General features: G+C 69.0%; 2 protein-coding genes. Both read left to right on the top strand.

Annotated elements, in window-relative coordinates; translation table 11 throughout:
• Positions 1 to 60: 60 nt before the first annotated feature.
• Positions 61 to 1,554 (top strand): IS21 family transposase, encoded by a 1,494-nt coding sequence (istA, locus tag LI953_RS15260; protein WP_227076948.1) that lies wholly within the window; start codon positions 61 to 63, stop codon positions 1,552 to 1,554.
• The gene (gene istB, locus LI953_RS15265; RefSeq protein ID WP_227076947.1) at positions 1,551 to 2,348 is read left to right on the top strand and encodes an IS21-like element helper ATPase IstB; all 798 of its coding nucleotides are present in this window, start codon (positions 1,551 to 1,553) and stop codon (positions 2,346 to 2,348) included. The genes istA and istB overlap by 4 nt, the downstream gene beginning before the upstream one ends.
• The last annotated feature ends 2 nt before the right edge of the window (positions 2,349 to 2,350 follow it).

A 2,350-nucleotide genomic window follows, 5' to 3' on the forward strand; every position in this document is an offset into this window, starting at 1 on the left:
CCGGGGTGCGTGAAGCGGTCGGGTCCTAGAGTGGCCTGCCTCGATGAGGAGGCAGCCACTGTGCCCGGCAAACGCATCACGGACCATCAAGTGACCAAGTACAAGACGTTGCGCGTCAATTACAGCCAGGAGGCGGCCGCGGCCAAGGCGGGCATCAGCGTGGCCAGCGCCCGACGCATCGAGAACAGGGCGACGTTGCCGTCGCAGCGGCCGCCGAGGAACTGGCGTACGCGCCAGGATCCGCTGGCCGAGGTGTGGAGCAGCGAGGTTGTCCCGCTGCTCGAGGCCAAGCCAGGGCTGATGGCGGTGACCGTGCTGGAGGAACTCCAGCGCCGCCACCCCGAGCAGTTCGACGAGTCCGTGCTGCGGACCCTGCAGCGGCGTCTGCGGCAGTGGCGCGCCGAGCACGGCGAGGAGCGCGAACTGTTCTTCGCCCAGGAGCATCCGCCGGGACGGCTCGGGCTGTCGGACTTCACGGTGGCGGACGAACTCGGCGTGGTGGTCGCCGGCGCCGCCTTCCCGCACCGGCTGTACCAGTTCGCCTTCGCGCACAGCGGCTGGCGGCACGTCAGCGTGGTGATCGGCGGCGAGAGCTTCCAGGCGCTGAGCAGTGGCCTGCAGGCGGCGCTGTGGATGGCCGGCGGCGTTCCCGAGGAACACCGCACCGACAGCCTCTCGGCCGCGTTCAACAACCTGGCCGAGCAAGAGGAACTGACTCGCAACTACGACGCCCTGTGCGCTCACTACGGCATGCGCGCCAGCCGCAACAATCCCGGCGTCAGCCACGAGAACGGCTCCATCGAGGCCCGCCAGGGCAGCCTCAAGCTCGCGCTCGACCAGGCGCTGCTGCTGCGCGGCTCGCGGGCGTTCGATGCGCTGCATGGCTACGAGCAGTTCGTCGCCGAGGTCGTGAGGCGGCTCAACGCCCGCTGCGCGCGCGGCTGGGAAGCGGAGCGCGCCTGCCTCAAGCCGCTGCCGGCACGGCGCACCGCCGACTTCGAGGAGGTCGATGCCAGGGTCAGCAAGTACGGGGTGTTCACCGTCAAGAGCACGATGTACAGCGCGCCATCGCGCCTGGTCGGGCACCGGCTGAAGGTCAGGCTGTTCAGCGCCCACCTCGAAGCCTGGCTGGGCGGGGTCAAGGTGTTCCAGTGCGAGCGGCTGTACAGCAACTCGACCGAGAAGCATCCGCGCCGTATCGACTGGCGGCACATGCTGCCGGCGCTCAAGCGCAAGCCCGGCGCGTTCGCTCGCTGGGTGCTGCGCGACGCCATGTTCCCGCGCAGCGAATACGCCCGGACCTGGGCGCACATCAGCGAGCGACTGCCCGAGCGGCAGGCATGCCGGTTGATGGTCGACCTGCTCGACCTGGCCGACCGCGCCAACGTCGTGGGCGAGCTCGCCGGGGTGCTGCATCACTTGGTCGAGCACGATGAGGTTCCTGACCTCGACTCGTTGGTGGAGCGCTTCGCACCGCGGCCAACGAGCATGCCCGACGTCCAGGTGCTGCTGCCGGCCACCGCCGTGTACGACGCACTGCTGGAGGTCGCATGAACGAGCCGATCGCCCTGGGTAGTGCCGACGCAGCGCGCCTGCCGCTCATGCTGACCGAACTGCGCATGCCGACCGCCAAGCGGCTGTGGGCGCCGCTGGCCGAACAATCCAACCGCGAAGGCTGGCCTGCCGAACGCTTCCTCGGCGCCCTACTGGAGCACGAGATCGCCGAACGAGAAACCCGGCGGCTGCAGCGCAACCGCGTCGACAGCCAGTTGCCCAACGCCAAGACCCTGGACCTGTTCGAGTTCGACGCCGTGCCGAGCGTCTCCAAGGCCCACGTCATGGCTCTGGCCGAGGCCGACAGCTGGATCGCGCAAGGGCACAACCTGCTGGCCTTCGGCCCGCCGGGCGTGGGCAAGACGCACCTCATCGCCGGCATCGGCCATGCCCTGATCGACCGCGGCTACAAGGTGCTGTTCATGCGCACCAGCGAGCTCGTGCAGCGGCTGCAGGCCGCGCGTCGGGACCTGCGCCTGCCGTCCGAACTTGCCAAGCTTGAACGCTACGACCTGCTCGTGCTCGACGACCTCAGCTATGCCCGCCGGGACCAGGCCGAGACCTCGGTGCTGTTCGAGCTGATCGCCGAGCGCTACGAGCGCCGCAGCATCGCGATCACGGCCAACGCGCCGTTCTCGGAGTGGGACCAGGTGTTCCCCGACAAGGCCATGACCGTGGCCGCCGTCGACCGCCTCGTGCATCACGCCACCATCTTGGAGATGAACGTGGACAGCTACCGTCGCCGCGCTGCGATGCCGGCTCGCCGGCATCGCAGCGAACCCAAGCAACCATGATC

The sequence above is a fragment of the Acidocella sp. KAb 2-4 genome, assembly GCF_020567705.1.
Taxonomy (GTDB): Bacteria; Pseudomonadota; Alphaproteobacteria; order Acetobacterales; family Acetobacteraceae; genus Acidocella.

Bases quoted from the DNA above. Each gene is read 5' to 3' on its own strand.
- istB (WP_227076947.1), top strand. From the start codon at position 1,551: ATGAACGAGCCGATCGCCCTGGGTAGTGCCGACGCAGCGCGCCTGCCG.